This window comes from Enterobacter sp. UNJFSC 003 (assembly GCF_036903355.1).
In the GTDB taxonomy this organism is placed as follows: domain Bacteria; phylum Pseudomonadota; class Gammaproteobacteria; order Enterobacterales; family Enterobacteriaceae; genus Enterobacter.
Genome location: NZ_JBAKHK010000011.1, coordinates 57,306 through 73,183 on the forward strand (window position 1 = coordinate 57,306; position 15,878 = coordinate 73,183).

Genomic DNA, 15,878 nt, shown 5'->3' on the forward strand with positions numbered 1-15,878 from the left:
CCGCGATAACGGGAAAAGAAAACTATGCAGACCATCACCGAATCCTGGTTCGTCCAGGGCATGATCAAAGCCACCACCGACGCCTGGCTGAAAGGCTGGGACGAGCGCAACGGCGGCAACCTGACGCTGCGCCTGGACGACGCAGACATCGAGCCGTTTACTGCGGATTTCCACCAAAAGCCGCGCTACATCGCCCTGAGCCAGCCGATGCCGCTGCTCGCCAATACGCCGTTTATCGTCACCGGTTCCGGTAAGTTCTTCCGCAACGTACAGCTCGATCCGCAAGCCAACCTCGGCGTGGTGAAAGTCGACAGCGACGGAGCGGGCTACCACATTCTTTGGGGACTGACGGACGACGCGGTGCCAACCTCCGAGCTGCCCGCGCATTTCCTCTCCCACTGCGAACGCATCAAGGCCACCCACGGCAAAGACCGCGTGATCATGCACTGCCACGCCACCAACCTGATCGCCCTGACTTACGTGCTGGAAAACAGCGCAGATTTCATCACCCGCAAGCTATGGGAAGGCAGCACCGAATGTCTGGTGGTGTTTCCGGACGGCGTCGGTATTCTGCCGTGGATGGTGCCGGGAACCGATGAGATCGGCCAGGCGACCGCGGTCGATATGCAAAAACACGCGCTGGTGCTGTGGCCGTTCCACGGGGTATTCGGCAGCGGCCCGACGCTGGATGAAACCTTTGGCCTGATCGATACCGCAGAGAAATCGGCTGAAGTGCTGGTGAAGGTCTATTCCATGGGCGGCATGAAGCAGACTATCACCCGTGAAGAACTGATTGCGCTGGGCAAACGCTTTGGCGTTACCCCGATGCAGTCGGCGTTAGATCTGTACCCATAAAACATCGCGCCCCGCTCATTGAGACGGGGCGAAAATCACCTGCAATCCCTACAACTAACTCAATCTCGTGGAGTAAAAGCAATGAAAATAAAGACAAGCTTGATCCTCACCGTTACCGCTCTGGCGTTGTCCGGTTCCGCTTTAGCTGAAGTTAAAATCGCCCTGGTGGCGAAGTCCTTAGGAAATGGATTCTTCGAGGCAGCGAACGTCGGCGCGCAGGAGGCGGCCAAAGAGTTAGGCGATGTAAAAGTGATTTATACCGGCCCCACCACCACCACGGCCGAGGCGCAGATCGAGGTGCTGAACGGGCTGATCGCCCAGGGCGTGGATGCGATCGCGATTTCCGCGAACGATCCGGATGCCCTGGTGCCGGTGCTGAAAAAGGCGATGCAGCGCGGTATTAAAGTTGTCTCATGGGATTCCGGCGTGGCCAAAGCCGGACGCCAGATCCACCTAAACCCGTCCAATAACGCGCTCATTGGCGAGACCAACGTCAAGCTCGCCGCCGATGCGCTGAAAGCCTTGAACGTGGAAAAAGGCGATGTGGCGGTGCTGAGCGCCACCCCAACCTCCACCAACCAGAACACCTGGATCGCCGAGATGAAAAAGGTGCTGCCGAAGTACCCTTCCGTCAATCTGGTGACCGTGGCGTATGGCGACGATCTCTCTGATAAAAGCTACCGCGAAGCGGTCGGCCTGCTGAAAACCTACCCCGACCTGAAGGTGATTATTTCACCGTCGTCCGTGGGTATTGTCGCAGCGGCGCAGGCGGTCAAAGATCAGGGAAAAATTGGCAACGTGTACGTCACCGGTCTGGGCCTGCCGTCTGAAATGGCCGGCGCGGTGAAGTCCGGGGCAAGCAAGAGCTTTGCTATCTGGAACCCGATTGATCTGGGCTATGCCGCCACGTATTTAGCGGATGACCTGGTAAAAGGCACCGCCACCAAAGATGAAGCCAGCATGGGCAAACTGGGCAAGGTGAAGCTGGATGCCGACGGTAACGGGGCGATGGCCGAGCCGTTCGTCTACGATGCCAGCAATATTGATAAGTTCTCGACGATCTTCTGAGGTGGAGAACCATCATGACGCCACTCCTTCAGCTCAACGGCATCACGAAAACCTTTCCCGGCGTGCGTGCCCTTGAGAGCGTGCAGCTTTCGCTGTGGCCCGGCAAAGTCACCGCCCTCATCGGCGAAAACGGCGCGGGGAAATCGACGCTGGTCAAGGTAATGACCGGCATTTATCAGCCTGACGAGGGCGAAATCCTCTATAAGGCCATTCCTGTTCATCTCCCGACGCCGGAGTCGGCGCATAAAATAGGGATCACCGCGATTCATCAGGAAACCGTCCTGTTCGATGAACTGTCGGTTACCGAAAATATCTTCGTCGGCCAATATTGCTCCAGGGGCATTTTTAAAACCCTCGACTGGCCAGACATGCACCGCCGGGCGCAGGCGATCCTCGCCCGCCTGGAGGTACAAATCGATCCGCGCGCAACGCTCAAAACGCTGAGCATCGCCCAGCGCCACATGGTCGCCATTGCCCGCGCGCTGTCGTTTGAGGCGCAGGTCGTGATTCTCGATGAACCGACAGCGGCGCTATCGCAGCATGAAATCCTCGAGTTTTACCAGATAGTGGAGCGCCTGAAGCAGGAAGGCAAAGCCATCCTGTTTATCTCCCACAAGTTCGACGAGATCTTCGAGCTGGCGGATAGCTACACCATTTTGCGCGACGGCGGATTCGTGGGAGCAGGCGCGATGAGTGACATCACCGAGGAGAGAATGGTGTCGATGATGGTTGGGCGCGCCATTACGCAAACCTTCCCGAAAGTCGACTGCGAAAAGGGCGAGACGGTGCTGGAGGTGAAAAGCCTGTGCCACCCGACCGAGTTCGCGAATATCTCCTTCTCCCTGCGCAAAGGCGAAATTCTTGGCTTCTACGGGCTGGTCGGTGCCGGACGTACCGAGCTGATGCAGGCGCTTTCCGGCGTGACGCGTCCTTCATCCGGCGACATTGTCCTTAGCGGCAAAACCCGGCGCTTCCGCCAGCCTGCCGACGCCATTAAAGCGGGTATCGTCTACGTGCCGGAGGAACGGCAAAAGCAGGGGGCGATTATCACGCTGCCGATTGCGCAGAACATCAGCCTGCCGCAGCTCGGTAAACTCAATCCGAACGGCGTGCTGCATGACGATCGGGAGTGGCGGCTGGCGGACGAATACGCCACGCGCCTGCAGGTGAAAGCCTTTAGCTGGAAGCAGGCAGTGGAGACGCTCTCCGGAGGCAACCAGCAAAAGGTGGTGATCGGCAAATGGCTGGCCACGCATCCTGACGTGATCATCCTCGATGAGCCGACTAAAGGCATCGATATCGGTTCAAAAGCGGCCGTTCATCAATTTATGTCTGAACTGGTGGGTCAGGGTCTGGCAGTGATCATGGTCTCGTCCGAGCTGCCGGAAGTGATGGGTATGGCGGACAGGATCGTCGTGATGCACGAAGGGCTGATGGTGGCCGAATATCAGGCCGGCGACGCGACGGCGGAAACCATCGTCAGCGCGGCCAGCGGCGCAACACAGGAGGCCGCATAATGCTTAATAAACTGTTAAAGCACCGCGAAGCCCTCCTGGGCGCGGTCATTGTGCTGATGATCGTTGCCATTGGCAGCCGAGCACCGTCGTTTATCGCTCCCGGCAACCTGGTGGAGATATTTAACGACACGTCCATTTTGATCGTTCTCGCACTCGGGCAGATGATGGTCCTGCTCACCAAAGGCATCGATCTGTCGATGGCGGCCAACCTGGCGCTGACAGGCATGATTGTCGCGCTGGTTAATTTCCATTATCCGAACGTCCCCGTCTGGGCGCTGCTGATCCTGGCCAGCGCGCTGGGGCTGCTGATGGGCGCGATTAACGGCCTGCTGGTGTGGAAGCTGGGCATTCCGGCGATTGTCGTGACGCTCGGCACCATGAGCATTTACCGCGGAACAATCTTTTTGCTCTCTGACGGCGGCTGGGTGAACGCCAACCAGTTGGGCGAGGCGTTCCTTGCCCTGCCGCGCGCGGCGGTGCTGGGGCTCCCGGTGCTGAGCTGGTGCGCCATCGCCGCGCTGCTGATGGTGGGATATTTCCTGCGCTACAGCCGCACCGGACGTGCGCTCTACACCGCGGGCGGTAACGCCACGGCGGCGTACTACACCGGCATTAATGCCGGCAAGATGCAGTTCGTCAGCTTCTGCCTCTCCGGGCTGCTGGCTGGTTTCTGCGGTTATCTGTGGATATCGCGCTTCGCGGTGGCCTACGTCGACGTGGCTAACGGCTTCGAGCTACAGGTCGTCGCGGCCTGCGTGATTGGCGGCATCAGCACCATGGGCGGTACCGGGCGCGTGCTCGGCTGCCTTTTTGGCGCGCTGTTCCTCGGGGTGATCAACAACGCCCTGCCGGTGATCGGCGTCTCTCCGTTCTGGCAAATGGCGATTTCCGGGACGGTCATCGTGATTGCGGTCCTGCTAAACGAGCGCGGAAGCAAGCGTAAAGGCCGGTTGATTCTACGCGACGCGGCGCTGACACGTCAGAAACTGGCGGTGAAATCATGAGCAAAATGATGGCTTCACAAGAGATAAAACCGATGCCTGCTTCATCGGGCATTTTCCAGCGGTTGCTTTGCTGGGAAGGCTTCCTGCTGGCGGTGACGCTGGCGGTATTCGTGGGTAACGCGCTTGCCTCGCCTTACTTCCTTAACGTCTGGAACCTCTCCGACGCGACGTTCAACTTCACCGAAAAGGCGATCGTTGTGTTGCCGATGGCGATGCTGATTATCGCCCGTGAAATTGACCTGTCGGTCGCCTCTACCATCGCGCTCAGCTCAACGGTAATGGGTTTTTGTGCGGCGGCGGGCGTGGATACGCCGCTGCTGGTGTGCGTGGGATTAGGCGTGGGGCTATTGTGCGGGCTGTTCAACGGCATTCTGGTGACGCGCTTTAACCTGTCGTCCATCGTCATCACCATCGGCACCATGAGCCTTTACCGCGGGCTCACCTACATCCTGCTCGGTGATAAGGCGCTGAACAGCTATCCGGAGAGCTTTGCCTGGTTCGGCCAGGGCTACGTCTGGGGCGCCCTGTCGTTTGAGTTTGCGCTGTTTATCGTGCTGGCCGCAGCGTTTGCCTTTGTGCTGCACCGCACCAACTTTGGCCGCCGCACCTACGCCATCGGCAATAACCCGACCGGGGCGTGGTACTCCGGCATCAACGTGAAACGCCACAACCTGATCCTGTTCGCCCTGGTGGGGCTGATGTCCGGCCTGGCATCGGTGTTGCTCACCTCGCGCTTAGGCAGCACCCGCCCAACAATCGCGATGGGCTGGGAGCTGGCGGTGGTCACGATGGCGGTGCTCGGCGGGGTCAATATTCTTGGCGGGTCCGGCAGCATGGTGGGCGTGATTATCGCCGCCTTCCTGATGGGGCTGGTGACCTTTGGCCTGAGCCTGCTTAACGTGCCCGGCATTGTGATGTCGGTGATTATCGGCGCGATGCTGATCGTGGTGATTTCCCTGCCGATTATTACGCGGCGGGTGATGCAACGAAGACGGATTTGAGTTTCGCACTATCATATTAAGGAGAATTATCATGAGCTTTATGTTGGCACTGCCAAAAATCAGCCTGCACGGCGCGGGCGCGATTGGCGATATGGTCAATCTGGTCGCGAACAAGCAGTGGGGTAAAGCGCTGATTGTTACTGACGGCCAGCTGGTGAAGCTGGGCCTGCTCGACAGCCTGTTTACCGCGCTGGACGCACACCAGATGTCGTATCACCTGTTCGACGAAGTCTTCCCAAACCCGACGGAAGCACTGGTGCAAAAAGGATTTGCGGCATATCAGGAGGCGGAATGTGAGTACCTGATTGCCTTTGGCGGCGGCAGCCCTATTGATACCGCCAAAGCGATAAAAATCCTCACCGCCAATCCCGGCCCGTCCACCGCGTATTCCGGCGTTGGCAAAGTCACCCATGCAGGCGTGCCGCTGGTGGCTATCAATACCACGGCAGGCACGGCGGCGGAGATGACCAGTAACGCGGTGATTATCGACGCCGCGCGCCAGGTGAAAGAGGTGATCATCGATCCGAATATCATCCCGGATATCGCCGTAGACGATGCCAGCGTGATGCTCGATATTCCCGCATCCGTCACCGCCGCGACCGGCATGGACGCGCTAACCCACGCTATCGAAGCCTTTGTTTCCGTGGGCGCGCATCCGCTGACCGACGCCAACGCGCTGGAAGCGATTCGCCTGATCGCGCTCTGGCTGCCAAAAGCGGTCGATGAGGGTCATAACCTGGAAGCGCGCGAGCAAATGGCGTTTGGCCAATATCTGGCGGGCATGGCGTTCAACAGCGCAGGTTTGGGTCTGGTGCACGCTCTGGCGCATCAGCCGGGGGCGACGCACAACCTGCCGCATGGCGTGTGCAACGCCATCCTGCTGCCGATCATCGAAAACTTTAACCGTCCGAATGCGGTTGCCCGCTTTGCCCGCGTGGCGCAGGCGATGGGCGTGGATACGCGCGGTATGAGCGATGACGCCGCGAGTATGTCGGCCATTCAGGCCATTCGTGACCTGAGCGCCCGCGTCGACATTCCGTCCGGCTTCAGCCAGCTTGGCGTAACCAAAGGCGATATCGAAGGCTGGCTGGACAACGCTCTCGCGGATCCGTGTGCGCCCTGTAATCCACGTACCGCCAGCCGCGATGAAGTGCGCGAGCTGTATCTGGAGGCATTATGATCCGCAAAGCGTTTGTCATGCAGGTAAACCCGGACGCGCACGAAGAGTACGCACGTCGCCACAATCCAATCTGGCCAGAGCTGGAGGCGGTGCTGAAAGACCACGGCGCGCATCGTTACGCCATTTATCTCGATAACGCGCGCAACCTGCTGTTTGCAACCGTGGAGATTGAATCGGAGGAGCGCTGGAACGCGGTAGCAAATACCGACGTTTGCCAGCGCTGGTGGAAGCACATGGCCGAGGTCATGCCGTCGAACCCGGATAACAGCCCGGTGAGCGCCGGGCTGACAGAAGTATTTTACCTGGCCTGATGGGGTAACGCTGCCGCGCCCGCGGCAGCGGCAATCTCCTGCCTGCTGCTCAGCGTAAATGCTGACACCACCGTAATCGCCAGCACGAAACAGCCCAGCATCAGATAGGTCTCCTGGAAACCGATCCGGTCATACATATTCCCGGCAAACGCGGAGAGGAAAATCGCCGCCGACTGTTTGGCAAACTGGAAGCCAATTAGATAGATAGTGGCAGACAGACGCGTATCGAACACCCCGGTGATGTACTTGAACGCGCCCACCAGCAGGAACGGGACTTCCAGCGCGTGCAGCATCTTCAGGGCAATCACCTCCACGGCAGTAGTGGCAAACGACGAGCCGATAATGCGCGTCGCCATAATGATCCCGGCGATCAGCAGCGTGTTTTTCGCGCCGATGCGGTTAATGATCCACGGCGAACAGAACATGATAATCGCGTTACATATCTCTCCCGCCGTCGTGGCAAAACCAAAGGCGCGGGTCCCTTCCTGCGGGGTAGCAAAGAAGGTTTTGAAGAAGGTGGCAAACTGCTGATCGAAAACGTCATACACGCAGGCCACACCAATCACATACAGAATAAACATCCACATTCTGCGCTGGCGGAACAGGCTAAAAACGGTTTTCGCCGTGATTTGCGGCTGGTTTGCCCCCAGGGCATTCATCACCTGCGCCGTCTGGTTCGGCTTCGGTTTTGCGACCACCAGCAACAGCATCAGCAGCAGCGCCGCGGCCGACCCCATCCAGAAGACATAGGAAGGATCGATGCCAAACAGGATGCCGCCCGTTGACGCACATAACCCCCAGCCGAGACAGCCGAACATGCGCGCCTTGCCGTATTCAAAGAAACTGTTGCGGCTCACGCGTTCGATATAGGCCTCAATCGCCCCCGAACCCGCCGAGAAAACGAAGCCGATATACAACCCGCCGCTCAGCGCACCCAGCCAGATATTGGTTTTCAGCAAAGGCGCAAAGACGTACAGGAAGAACGGTGCGAATAAAAACAGCAGCACCGCGATTATCCACAGCAGGTGCTTTTTCAGCCCCAGCTTGTCCGAAACAACCCCCAGCACCGGTTGAAAAGCGATAGCCGAGAGCGAGATGCATGAAAACACAATCCCGGTATGGGTTTTATTCAGGCCGATGATATCCGAGAGCCAGATCGGCAGGAACGGAAAGCAAGTGGCCATAATGAAGAAGTAGAGAAAGAAGAACAGCCCGAAGATCCAGAAGTTTGGGTTGTCTTTGTGGGTACAGGTTGTTGTGTTCATTATTTTTATCCTCAACGGAGGGCCGGTTGCCCGGCCCGTCACCCTTATACGCGTTCCACGCCAATCAGAATGGCAGTTTCCGGATCCAGAATCGGCAGCGCAATGCCCGCCTGCATCAGCCACTCGCCGCTCACCGTTTGCGGTGCTTCCATCCACGCGGGCAGTTTGCGCATGGTGTGGCCGCCCTCGCCCGTAATTTGGATGTTCGGGTGATCGAGCAAGGTGATGCGATAGTGCGCGCTGGCCTCCAGCCCCGGCATGCGCAGCGGCATCATCAGGGTGTAATCCGGCATCGCGAGCTGGCTGACAATAAACAGCCCCTGCGCCTGGTCGTTGCTCACGATACCCTGCGCCAGCGTGCTGGCATCCGGCATATCCACGCGCCACTGGGTCCCGTGATGGATCACCTCGCGCCACTGCTTGTGTAGCGCAGCATAATGGCGATATCCCTCGCGCTCATGCTCATCAACCGCGAGCGGATCCAGCTCCAGTCCCATATGGCCGAACAGTGCCGTCAGGCCGCGAAATGCAATACTGTGCTGGCGGAAGGTGGCATGACATTTATGATGACCGATATGCGCGCCCATCACTTCAGGTGGGAAGAAATAGCTCATGCCGCGCTGGATGGTATTCCGTTCCAGCGCGTCGTTGTTGTCAGACGCCCAGAAGCGGTGGCTGCGGGTCAGGACCTCATAATCAATACGGCCGCCGCCGGACGAGCAGGATTCAAACTCGATGTGCGGAAAGCGTTCTCCGAGCACGTCTAACAGGCGATAAAACTGGCGCGTCTGCGCGTCGGCAGCCGCTTTGCCGTTGTGCCCCGGCTGCACCAGCTCGCGGTTCATGTCCCACTTCACATAGTCGACCGCGTGCTCGCCCAGCAGCCAGCTCATGCGCTCGACCAGGTAATCAAAGGCGGCGGGGATGTTGAGATTAAGCACCAGCTGATGACGTCCGGTTGCCTGCGTGTAGCCCGGCAGCGCCAGCACCCAGTCGGGATGCGTGCGATACAGATCGGAATCGGGGTTAATCATCTCCGGCTCAATCCAGATCCCAAACTCCATGCCGAGCTGTTTAACGTGATGAATCACCGGCGTCAGGCCGTTCGGGTATTTTTTCTCATCCAGATACCAATCTCCCAGTGCGGCGCGATCGTCGTTACGGCCTTTGAACCAGCCGTCGTCGATGATAAAGCGCTCCACGCCCAGCGACGCCGCCTCATCGGCCATGCGCATGATGTAGTCCGGATCGTGGTTGAAGTAGATCCCTTCCCAGGTATTGAGATGCACCGGACGCGGTTTGTTTTCCGGGAACCGGATAATGTTATCGCGCAGGTAACGATGAAACTGCTGGCTCATGCCGTTCAGCCCGCGCGAGGAATAGCTTGCATAGAGGCGAGGCGTCCAGAGCGTTTCCCCTTCATCAAGGGCCATCTCCCCAGGCAGGTACAGCGCTTCGGCCTGCAGATAGCGACGGCCGTCGGTTTTCGCTTCCGCACGCAGGCGGTGGTTGCCGCTCCAGCCCAGATGGACGCCCCAAACGTCGCCCTGCATTTCGCTGAACGAGGGGGAACCCGCGATGACGGCGGGAAAATGTTCATGGGAGGTTTTGCCTCGACGGTTCTCAATTACCACGCTGTCATGCTCAAGCTTCACGCGGTGCGGCTGGAATTCGTGGATCCAGCGCCCGTGAAACGCCATGACCTCCTGCGCGCGCTCGGCAACCGGCAGCGTGACGGCAAAGCGATCGACCTGCCAGGCCTGCGCCTTCAGGTTGGTTAAACCGTGGCGCACGACCAGCACGCCGCTGGCGTCAAGCGCCAGTTCGCTGGTCAGCCGCAGCCCGGCATGCTTATCTTCCGCTGTTATCGTCAGGGTGTGGTCCTGTTGCTGCACGTTTGTGGTGGTAAATATCGGTGATCCATCCAGCCCCTGCCGGTGCCCCTCAATGCCCGGAGAACCAAACAACCCGTGCCCCAGCTCGGCCATTAACGTAACCGGTGAGTCAACGTCCAGCCTGCCGTTGGCGACGGGACGCGTAAGGCTTACGGCATCTTGCGGCGAAAAGTGCTGAAGATGTGGTCCCCAGTAGAGAATTTCGGCGAAGGGGTGGGTTTTAAGCACTACGTCTACCGTTTTGCTATGAAGTCGTAAAAGGGAATCTTGCATCGGACATCTCCTGTCATCGGAATGTCCTGAGTGTTGATCCGAAACGTTTCGGATGAGAACCAAAACGTTTCGGATTTGTGATCGGGTTTAGAAATTTAGCGGATTTAGGCCGTCTGGCCCGGAGAGAATTCCGGCTGCCAAAGCACCTGGAGCTGCGCGATGTCGTCGCCGTTAATCAGCTGGCGCACCATATCAGCAATCTGTTTGCCGACACCCTGACGGGTAGACTGAACCACGGACGCCACATCGATATCGACAATGCTGTCCTGCGGAAGACCGTCATACACCACCAGTGAAACCGCGTTATCGCCCGTTAAGCGCTCCATCTGAGCCAGCGCCATAGCTGCGCCATCGCCGTGGGTATTGCAGTCGGTAATAATAGCCGTTGGCGGCTGTGGCAGAGAGAGTAACGCTTTCGTTATGGCATAACCCACCCGACGCGAAGGCGGCATGGCGCGCAGCCACTCGCTGGAAAGCCCGGCTTCACGCAGGGCGTCCAGATAGCCCTGGCGACGTTGCGTAATAAACGCCTGATTGTTGCTTTCACCGAGCAACGCGATGCGCTGATGGCCTTTCTCGATCAGCCAGCGGGTAGCCTGATGCGTACCGGCGTAGTTATCGAAATCAAACCACGCGTACGGCTGGGGGAGGTGGCTGCGCCCGAGAGCCAGGAAAGGAAAACCGGCGGCCTGAAGCTGCTCAAGACGCGGATCGTGGTCCAGCGTGTGCGCTACGATCAGCGCATCCACGCGGCGGCTCTGCACCATGCGCATGTAGCTGTGCTTATCGGCCAAATCATCATCGGCAATCAGCAGTAAATCGATCTCATGTCGCGCCAGTTCGTGGCTAATTTCGCCGACCATGTCCATAAAGACGCTATTATTGAGCGGAACGGGATGCACCGGGAACACCAGCCCGACGGCGTCGATTTTGCCCATTTTAAGGCGACGCGCAAAGGTGTTGGGCCGATAGCCACGGCGCTGGGCTTCCGCTTCCACACGGGCGCGCGTCTCGGCGGAGACGTCGTCATACCCGTTCAGCGCACGGCTGACGGTGGTAACGGACAGCCCCAGTTCTTTGGCAATGGCTTTAAGCGACATGATTTTCCGTATCTTCGTTAATTTTGTTCGGCCACCAGAAGCGCATGCGTATCCGGCTCCAGCGCCTTAAAGATATGCGGCTGGTCGGCGGGATAGCAAATGTAATCCCCCGGGCCCAGCTCTTGGGCGGCATCCAGCAGGCCGACCAGTGCCCGTCCTTGCGTCACGATAATATGCTCAACCGAGCCCGACGAATGTGGCTGGGAAATTCTGTCTGCACCCGGCTGGGTCAGCAGCAGATAGACATCGCGCCGCGCACCCGGCGGACAGGCAGCCAGCAGAATAGCCTCATAGTTGGCCTGACCGGCAACGACCTTCGTACCTTCACCGCGGCGTATCACCTGCGTAACAGGTTGCTGTGGCTCAAGCAGCCGGGCGAAAGGAATATCCAGCGCCACGCAAAGTGACCACAGCGTCTCCAGGCTTGGGTTACCGTTACCGGATTCCAGCTGGGACAGCGTGGATTTGGCGATCCCGGCACGGCGCGCAATCTCCGCCAGTGAAAGCCCGGTTCGCAGGCGTTCTCGCACCAGACTTTTGGCGATTACGCTAATTGGCTGCGTCATATAACGGCCCTTTTGTTCTCTATAACGAACGAATCGTTCATCTTGTAAAACGATTCTGATACGTTCATTATAATGGAAATACGTTCGATATGGCTAAAATTGTATGAAGCATCACCTCTCCTGCCTGAAAGGCGACACGATAAAAGCAATCATCCTGGTGTGCCTCGCGGTGGGCGTTGTCGGGATGTCCTACGGCTCGCTGGCCATGGCCTACGGCTTCCCGGTTTGGGTGCCGTTTGTGCTCTCTATTACCGTGCTGGCGGGTGCGTCCGAGTTTATGTTTATTGGGATTGTGGCGAGCGGCGGTAATCCGCTGGCGGCTGCGGCTGCCGGGCTACTGGTGAATGCCCGCCACGTGCCGTTTGGCGTCACGGTGCGCGAACTGGTTGGCAAACGTGGATTGAGTTTGTTGGGCTGCCACATCATGAACGATGAAAGCGTGGTCTTCGGTCTGTCGCAAAAAACGCCCGAGCAGCGTAAAGCCGCCTACTGGCTGTGCGGTCTGGGAGTGGCCATTATCTGGCCGCTGGGCGCGCTGTTGGGCGCGATGGTGGGCAAACTGCTGCCCGATCCGGAAACCATTGGGCTGGACGCGGTATTCCCAGCTATTTTGCTGGCGTTAGTGGTACCTGCGTTTAAAAACCGCACCACCCTGATCCGCGCCTGCAGCGGTGCCGCCTTATCGCTGGCCGCCGTGCCGTTTGCGCCCGTGGGCTTACCGGTTCTGCTCTCCTTACTTGGTCTTGCCGCGAGGAAAAAATAATGGGAAACATGACGGTCTTCATTCTCGGCATCGCCCTCCTTTCCGCAGGAACGTATCTGATGCGTCTTGGCGGGGCAAAACTGGGGAGCCGACTGGCGCTTTCCGAGCGTTCTCAGGCACTGCTTTCGGACGCGGCAACGGTCTTGCTGTTCTCCGTGGCGCTGGCGACAACCTTTTATGAAGGGGAACACTTTGCCGGAATGGCGCGCGTGCTCGGCGTGGGGTTTGCCGTGTTTTTGGCCTGGCGAAAAGTGCCGTTAATTGTGGTGATCGTGGCTGCGGCGGTCGTCACAGCGCTGCTGCGTCTGGCCGGGCTCCAATAGAAAAAAGCGCCCCGGGGGCGCTCTTTCGACGGTGTGGCAGTTTATTTGGTCAATTCTGCGGTCATGTGCACGCGGTTACCTGAGAACGCCTGGGTAATTTTGTAAGATGACGCACCAGCATCCTGAGCCTGTGCAGCAATTTTTGCTTCTGCGCCATCAAGCGTTGAGGCGGTTGCGGTCACAGTCTGTGCAGCAAAAGAACCGAAAGACGTTGCCAGAGCGATTACAGCGACAAAAGTTTTGATGCTTTTCATGTGATAAACCCTTTCATTAAGTTGTTTGGATAAGGCGCTTTGCCTTGATGAGACAAATAGTAGTCCTCATCCCGAATAACTAAAAGCGGAACAATTTGTCAATATCATTCAAAAATACTGAAATATAAAGGAGAGGCATGCATTGCGTTGATGTCGATTTCCTGATGTCCTGAAATTCAGGCTTTTTTCAGGGAGAACGCGGGTGCAAAGCAGAAAACAACCTTCATTCATCATCAGACACAGTACAGCCGTCCACTTTATCGCTTATGCGAGCGCCATTTTCGTCATGACGCCTTTTAACAGTAAAGCGATGCCCGTATTCGTCTGGATCGCCACGCTCATTGCATGCGCAATCATTATTTCCTCGCGCATCAGACCGCTCACGCTACTGCAGCGGTCACGAATGGATTGGGATGAATATAAAAAAATAGCGGGCTCGACGCTGATGTCTTCGCTGCTTTTTTTCGCATCGTGCGTGGCATTCAAATATTTCGCCGGAAACGGCCTGGAGATACCCGTCACGCTCGGTATCGGAACGGTGGGGTTTATCTATTATTCCATCACCCTCTATTTGGACGCTGTGGATGATGACAGAAAGAAAATTGCGAAAAAGGCATTCACGCTTGCGCGCGGTTTATGGCTGATTATCTCCTTCATCTGCTACATTCTGGCGCGAAAGGTCTTTATGGACGTCACTGATGTCACCTATGAGGCGACGTTTAATAAAATCACGTCGTTTGGATTCTTTTTAATCTTCTGCACCTTGTTCTTTTCGATGGTATTTCTTTTATTCACGATGATACTTCCCTCGTTGCAGAATTCATCGGTCCAGTTTAACGCTCTCGCGATTTGTGCCCCGCTTTTCTGCGCTGGCTATATCTTCTTTATTGCTTATAACGTTAATACCAGTCGGGTGCTTGAATACGTCCTCAATGTGACAATCGATTACGACACCCGGGATACGTTTTACTGCAACAATGAATACCGTATTCTCAACGACTATCCCAATGCGCGCTTTATGATGGTGGGTGAGGGTAATTACCGCGTGTTTACGCCGAAAAAGCATGATTATGGGATTTGGCGACTGACGTGTAAGAACGTCGCACCTTTTTATACCCTGGTAGAGATTCTGGATAGAAAAGATCTGGTGAAGCGGGATACAAAATAAAAAAGCGCCCCGAGGGCGCTCTTTCGACGGTGTGGCAGTTTATTTGGTCAATTCTGCGGTCATGTGCACGCGGTTACCTGAGAACGCCTGGGTAATTTTGTAAGATGACGCACCAGCATCCTGAGCCTGTGCAGCAATTTTTGCTTCTGCGCCATCAAGCGTTGAGGCGGTTGCGGTCACAGTCTGTGCAGCAAAAGAACCGAAAGACGTTGCCAGAGCGATTACAGCGACAAAAGTTTTGATGCTTTTCATGAGATAAACCCTTTCATTAAGTTGTTTGGATAAGGCGCTTTGCCTTGATGAGACAAATAGTAGACCTCATCCCGAACAACTAAAAGCGGAAGGATTTGCTGAATACATTCAAAATTATTGATTAATAATTAGCCGCTGAGGATGAGTGTAGACTGTCGCCTTTCCCGGCTTGCAAAATCCCACCAGCGTCAGGTTACAGCGCTCCGCCACGTCGACCGCTAGCGTGGTTGCCGCCGATACCGCAAACAGGATCTCAACGCCACACATGGCCGCTTTTTGCACCATCTCATAGCTGGCGCGGCTAGAAACGAGCGCAGCGCCCTGCTGCCAGAGTTCACCTTCGCGCGCACGGCGACCGAGCAGTTTATCCAGCGCCACGTGGCGGCCAACGTCCTCATGCCCCCCCGTAATCTCACCCGACGCGACGACCCAGGCCGCCGCATGCGTACAGCCGCTCAGTTGGCCGATGGGCTGGACATCATTGAGACACGCCAGCGCGTTATCGAGGTTCGCAAGGTCGAAGGTCTGCGTAAACGGCAACGGTGCGACGGGCTTGCCGATATCGTTAAGCTGCTCCACACCGCAAACCCCGCATCCCGTTCTTCCGGCCAGCGCGCGACGGCGTTCTTTTAAACCCATAAAGCGCCGGCTGGAGAGTTCAATTTGCACTTCAAGACCGTTACACGCCTGGGTCACATCCATCCCGTAGATCTCCTGCGGATGCGCAATAATGCCTTCCGAGAGCGAAAACCCAACGGCAAACAGGTCGAGATCTTTTGGCGAGGCCATCATCACAACGTGCGAAATGCCGTTGTAAACCAGGGCAACGGGCACCTCTTCCGCCACAAAATCGGGCATAGCCCGGGTAATGTTAGGTGGTCTGTGTACCGGCAGTTCCACGATGCCCGCAGGCAGTGGCGACGAGTGGGTAACACGGTTTTGTTTAGACACAACGGTATTCCTGAACAACCACGGAGGTGAGCCTGCTATTGCATCACAAAGCGCAGGACTTACGCATAGTATGGATCAATTTTTCAGCATCAAGTTTACCTACTCACTTGGGAGAGGTGCAACCAGAGGCAT

At 57.1% G+C, this 15,878-nt stretch carries 17 protein-coding genes; 10 read left to right on the plus strand and 7 right to left on the minus strand.

Annotation, left to right across the window (positions count from 1 at the left end):
* The first annotated feature begins 24 nt into the window (after positions 1-24).
* The 7 genes from rhaD (at position 25) to rhaM (ending at position 6,936) form a co-directional block, all read left to right on the plus strand.
* Positions 25-855: a rhamnulose-1-phosphate aldolase gene (rhaD, locus tag V5P19_RS19275; RefSeq protein WP_334406522.1), complete on the plus strand. Its 831-nt coding sequence runs from the start codon at positions 25-27 to the stop codon at positions 853-855.
* A gap of 81 nt (positions 856-936) precedes the next feature.
* The gene (rhaS, locus tag V5P19_RS19280) at positions 937-1,923 is read left to right on the plus strand and encodes a rhamnose ABC transporter substrate-binding protein (RefSeq protein ID WP_334406524.1); all 987 of its coding nucleotides are present in this window, start codon (positions 937-939) and stop codon (positions 1,921-1,923) included.
* Between the two features lie 14 nt (positions 1,924-1,937).
* On the plus strand, positions 1,938-3,440 hold the full coding sequence (locus V5P19_RS19285) for a sugar ABC transporter ATP-binding protein (protein WP_334406526.1): 1,503 nt from the start codon (positions 1,938-1,940) through the stop codon (positions 3,438-3,440).
* Positions 3,440-4,444: an ABC transporter permease gene (locus tag V5P19_RS19290; RefSeq protein ID WP_334406528.1), complete on the plus strand. Its 1,005-nt coding sequence runs from the start codon at positions 3,440-3,442 to the stop codon at positions 4,442-4,444. The genes V5P19_RS19285 and V5P19_RS19290 overlap by 1 nt, the downstream gene beginning before the upstream one ends.
* Positions 4,441-5,445, plus strand: a complete 1,005-nt coding sequence (locus V5P19_RS19295; protein ID WP_334406530.1) for an ABC transporter permease — start codon at positions 4,441-4,443, stop codon at positions 5,443-5,445. Before V5P19_RS19290 ends, V5P19_RS19295 begins: the two co-directional genes overlap by 4 nt.
* Before the next feature lie 31 nt (positions 5,446-5,476).
* Positions 5,477-6,625, plus strand: coding sequence for a lactaldehyde reductase (fucO, locus tag V5P19_RS19300; protein ID WP_334406532.1), 1,149 nt, complete (start codon positions 5,477-5,479; stop codon positions 6,623-6,625).
* On the plus strand, positions 6,622-6,936 hold the full coding sequence (gene rhaM / locus V5P19_RS19305; protein WP_334406534.1) for an L-rhamnose mutarotase: 315 nt from the start codon (positions 6,622-6,624) through the stop codon (positions 6,934-6,936). Before fucO ends, rhaM begins: the two co-directional genes overlap by 4 nt.
* On the opposite strand, the gene V5P19_RS19310 is transcribed toward rhaM, so the two are convergent.
* From V5P19_RS19310 to V5P19_RS19325, 4 genes are all read right to left on the minus strand, one after another.
* The gene (locus V5P19_RS19310; RefSeq protein WP_334406536.1) at positions 6,924-8,201 is read right to left on the minus strand and encodes an MFS transporter; all 1,278 of its coding nucleotides are present in this window, start codon (positions 8,199-8,201) and stop codon (positions 6,924-6,926) included. The genes rhaM and V5P19_RS19310 overlap by 13 nt on opposite strands.
* 44 nt (positions 8,202-8,245) lie before the next feature.
* On the minus strand, positions 8,246-10,369 hold the full coding sequence (locus tag V5P19_RS19315) for an alpha-galactosidase (RefSeq protein ID WP_334406538.1): 2,124 nt from the start codon (positions 10,367-10,369) through the stop codon (positions 8,246-8,248).
* Positions 10,370-10,473: 104 nt separating this feature from the next.
* Complete coding sequence (locus tag V5P19_RS19320) at positions 10,474-11,469, minus strand: LacI family DNA-binding transcriptional regulator (protein ID WP_334406540.1); 996 nt, start codon at positions 11,467-11,469, stop codon at positions 10,474-10,476.
* 17 nt (positions 11,470-11,486) lie between these two features.
* Positions 11,487-12,035, minus strand: a complete 549-nt coding sequence (locus V5P19_RS19325; RefSeq protein ID WP_334406542.1) for an XRE family transcriptional regulator — start codon at positions 12,033-12,035, stop codon at positions 11,487-11,489.
* Between the two features lie 103 nt (positions 12,036-12,138).
* Between V5P19_RS19325 and V5P19_RS19330 the strand changes: the two genes are divergently transcribed.
* The gene (locus V5P19_RS19330; RefSeq protein ID WP_045404237.1) at positions 12,139-12,798 is read left to right on the plus strand and encodes an AzlC family ABC transporter permease; all 660 of its coding nucleotides are present in this window, start codon (positions 12,139-12,141) and stop codon (positions 12,796-12,798) included.
* Positions 12,798-13,121 carry an AzlD domain-containing protein gene (locus tag V5P19_RS19335; protein WP_334406544.1) on the plus strand — a complete coding sequence of 108 codons (324 nt, stop codon included), beginning with the start codon at positions 12,798-12,800 and terminating at the stop codon, positions 13,119-13,121. The genes V5P19_RS19330 and V5P19_RS19335 overlap by 1 nt, the downstream gene beginning before the upstream one ends.
* A gap of 41 nt (positions 13,122-13,162) precedes the next feature.
* On the opposite strand, the gene V5P19_RS19340 is transcribed toward V5P19_RS19335, so the two are convergent.
* Positions 13,163-13,375: a DUF1471 domain-containing protein gene (locus tag V5P19_RS19340; RefSeq protein ID WP_334406546.1), complete on the minus strand. Its 213-nt coding sequence runs from the start codon at positions 13,373-13,375 to the stop codon at positions 13,163-13,165.
* 202 nt (positions 13,376-13,577) lie between these two features.
* On the opposite strand from V5P19_RS19340, the gene V5P19_RS19345 reads away from it, so the two are divergent.
* On the plus strand, positions 13,578-14,543 hold the full coding sequence (locus tag V5P19_RS19345) for a hypothetical protein (protein ID WP_334406548.1): 966 nt from the start codon (positions 13,578-13,580) through the stop codon (positions 14,541-14,543).
* Positions 14,544-14,582: 39 nt separating this feature from the next.
* On the opposite strand, the gene V5P19_RS19350 is transcribed toward V5P19_RS19345, so the two are convergent.
* Positions 14,583-14,795, minus strand: a complete 213-nt coding sequence (locus tag V5P19_RS19350; RefSeq protein WP_334406546.1) for a DUF1471 domain-containing protein — start codon at positions 14,793-14,795, stop codon at positions 14,583-14,585.
* A 114-nt stretch (positions 14,796-14,909) separates the two neighbouring features.
* Positions 14,910-15,746: a formate dehydrogenase accessory sulfurtransferase FdhD gene (fdhD, locus tag V5P19_RS19355; RefSeq protein ID WP_334406550.1), complete on the minus strand. Its 837-nt coding sequence runs from the start codon at positions 15,744-15,746 to the stop codon at positions 14,910-14,912.
* Between the last annotated feature and the right edge of the window lie 132 nt (positions 15,747-15,878).

What these genes read in the sequence shown, in the direction of transcription:
- rhaD (WP_334406522.1), top strand. Translation starts at nt 25, where the DNA reads ATGCAGACCATCACCGAATCCTGGTTCGTCCAGGGCATGATCAAAGCC.
- rhaS (WP_334406524.1), top strand. Translation starts at nt 937, where the DNA reads ATGAAAATAAAGACAAGCTTGATCCTCACCGTTACCGCTCTGGCGTTG.
- V5P19_RS19285 (WP_334406526.1), top strand. Translation starts at nt 1,938, where the DNA reads ATGACGCCACTCCTTCAGCTCAACGGCATCACGAAAACCTTTCCCGGC.
- V5P19_RS19290 (WP_334406528.1), top strand. Translation starts at nt 3,440, where the DNA reads ATGCTTAATAAACTGTTAAAGCACCGCGAAGCCCTCCTGGGCGCGGTC.
- V5P19_RS19295 (WP_334406530.1), top strand. Translation starts at nt 4,441, where the DNA reads ATGAGCAAAATGATGGCTTCACAAGAGATAAAACCGATGCCTGCTTCA.
- fucO (WP_334406532.1), top strand. Translation starts at nt 5,477, where the DNA reads ATGAGCTTTATGTTGGCACTGCCAAAAATCAGCCTGCACGGCGCGGGC.
- rhaM (WP_334406534.1), top strand. Translation starts at nt 6,622, where the DNA reads ATGATCCGCAAAGCGTTTGTCATGCAGGTAAACCCGGACGCGCACGAA.
- V5P19_RS19310 (WP_334406536.1), bottom strand. Translation starts at nt 8,201, where the DNA reads ATGAACACAACAACCTGTACCCACAAAGACAACCCAAACTTCTGGATC.
- V5P19_RS19315 (WP_334406538.1), bottom strand. Translation starts at nt 10,369, where the DNA reads ATGCAAGATTCCCTTTTACGACTTCATAGCAAAACGGTAGACGTAGTG.
- V5P19_RS19320 (WP_334406540.1), bottom strand. Translation starts at nt 11,469, where the DNA reads ATGTCGCTTAAAGCCATTGCCAAAGAACTGGGGCTGTCCGTTACCACC.
- V5P19_RS19325 (WP_334406542.1), bottom strand. Translation starts at nt 12,035, where the DNA reads ATGACGCAGCCAATTAGCGTAATCGCCAAAAGTCTGGTGCGAGAACGC.
- V5P19_RS19330 (WP_045404237.1), top strand. Translation starts at nt 12,139, where the DNA reads ATGAAGCATCACCTCTCCTGCCTGAAAGGCGACACGATAAAAGCAATC.
- V5P19_RS19335 (WP_334406544.1), top strand. Translation starts at nt 12,798, where the DNA reads ATGGGAAACATGACGGTCTTCATTCTCGGCATCGCCCTCCTTTCCGCA.
- V5P19_RS19340 (WP_334406546.1), bottom strand. Translation starts at nt 13,375, where the DNA reads ATGAAAAGCATCAAAACTTTTGTCGCTGTAATCGCTCTGGCAACGTCT.
- V5P19_RS19350 (WP_334406546.1), bottom strand. Translation starts at nt 14,795, where the DNA reads ATGAAAAGCATCAAAACTTTTGTCGCTGTAATCGCTCTGGCAACGTCT.